The 1060-nt window shown below is 68.6% G+C and carries 1 protein-coding gene and 2 pseudogenes; 2 read left to right on the top strand and 1 reads right to left on the bottom strand.

Annotated features, from left to right (window positions below; translation table 11 throughout):
* Positions 1–409: pseudogene (locus Q8814_RS26255) on the bottom strand (helix-turn-helix transcriptional regulator); the annotation flags it as partial.
* Between the two features lie 87 nt (positions 410–496).
* Between Q8814_RS26255 and Q8814_RS26250 the strand changes: the two are divergent.
* Entirely contained in the window at positions 497–958 is a 462-nt protein-coding gene (locus tag Q8814_RS26250) for a cupin domain-containing protein (protein WP_330154843.1), read from the top strand.
* Positions 955–1060, top strand: a pseudogene (locus tag Q8814_RS26245) (DUF1304 domain-containing protein); the annotation flags it as partial. The gene Q8814_RS26250 and the pseudogene Q8814_RS26245, both read left to right, overlap by 4 nt.

The following is a 1060-nucleotide window of genomic DNA, read 5'->3' as shown; positions in this document are numbered from 1 at the left end:
AACATAATCCGTCGACGATGAAGACGACCCGAACTTCGCGGAGGAGCCCGAGTGGCCGCCACACCGCGCCGTGCCGGAGACTGCGGGCAACTTCCGCCGACGGCAGATCCGATGCTCGCGCGACAGTCCGGCCGCTGCGGGCGAGATCGGCGAAGGTCGCGGGATCGTGCCCGCCGTACTCCGACTCGGCGAGCAGCGGCTCGTACTCGCCGGGGATGCGGCTGCCCCCGCTGGTCATCGAACCGAAGGTCAAGGTCAGCGGATCGAGCAGCGCCCAGCACGTCAGGTCACAGCACACGGTGCGGTCGACCAGTTCGATGGCACGCTCGTGCAGTTCGGTGACGCCGGCGCCCGTCCCGGCGAAGTCGAGAATCTCCCGGCGCAACCGTTCTGCTCGCACTTCGAGCATGAGCTCAGTATGCGCCGGTCCGAACCGCCGGAGCATCCCCGATTCCGGGGATGGTTCGCCGGCAGTGCGCGCCATAGCGTCGCAGATATGACCAAGTTTCATCTCCGACGCGCCGGTGCGGGCAGGCGATTGTCGGTGCCGGATGCCCTCGTCACGGTGCTGTCCTCCGGTGACCACACCGGCGGCGCCTACGAAGTCATGCTGGTCGATGCGCCCCGCGGCACCCCGCCGCCGCTGCATACCGAGCCCTGGGCCAAGACCTACCACCTGCTGCGTGGTCGGATACTGGTTCAGCTCGACGGCGACGGCTGCGAACTCCCGCCGGGGGATTCACTCACCGTCCCGGCGGGGACGAAGAACACGTTCTCGGTGCTCACCGACCGCGCGGTGCTTCTCCTGGTCTGCGCCGGATCGGCGATGAGTGGCTTCTTCGCTCGAGTCGACGCCGTCCTGCACGAGCAGCACTCGCCCGCGGATATCGCGCTCCTGCTGCCGCAGGTGGCCGACCGCTTCGACATCCGCTTCGCGCCGGGGACGGTGTCGCCGTGATCACCGTGGTGCAGGTCGCGACGCTGGTCGCTGCCGCCGTGCACCTGCTGGCCTTTGCCTGGGAATCGATCCTCTTCCTGCGGCCCGGTGTCCACCGGGACC

This window comes from Rhodococcus chondri (assembly GCF_036327435.1).
GTDB lineage: Bacteria > Actinomycetota > Actinomycetes > Mycobacteriales > Mycobacteriaceae > Rhodococcus > Rhodococcus chondri.
Note: the sequence above shows the minus strand (reverse complement) of the source record. Positions and strands in the feature narration are given on the sequence as shown.